Origin of the sequence: Shewanella sp. KT0246 (assembly GCF_019654955.1) — a bacterium.
Lineage (GTDB): Bacteria > Pseudomonadota > Gammaproteobacteria > Enterobacterales > Shewanellaceae > Shewanella > Shewanella goraebulensis.
Window position 1 is genome coordinate 1 of the sequence record NZ_BPEV01000166.1, and the last position, 369, is coordinate 369.

Below are 369 nucleotides of genomic sequence, written 5' to 3' on the forward strand. Positions count from 1 at the left end.
TGTTCATGCTGGCTTTAATGTTGTGACACGCTAAATACTGTTGAACCACATGAGCTCTGTATTCTGCCCCTCTATCGGTGTGAAACAGAACAGTCTCGCTGGGTTTACGCTTTCTTATTGCGAGCTTTAAGGCCTTTAAAGTCAACTCTGTTGTTTTGTTCTTTCCAAATGCCCAGCCTATGACTCGGCGGGAATACAAGTCGATGACAACGGCTAAATAATGCCACCTAGCCCCTACTTTCAAATACGTAATATCTCCTGACCATTGTTGATTCATACCTGTCGCTTTGGCCAAACCTTTACGCTTATTTTCAATCGCTTTATAGAAGAACTTTACTTTCGCTGGTTTACTGTATGTCTTTAAAGACC

The 369-nt window shown here is 42.0% G+C and carries 1 protein-coding gene; it reads right to left on the reverse strand.

Annotated features, from left to right (window positions below; all coding sequences use genetic code 11):
• The coding region (locus K5Q58_RS20990) for a DDE-type integrase/transposase/recombinase (RefSeq protein WP_220755762.1) at positions 1 to 369 on the reverse strand (369 nt) is incomplete at both ends.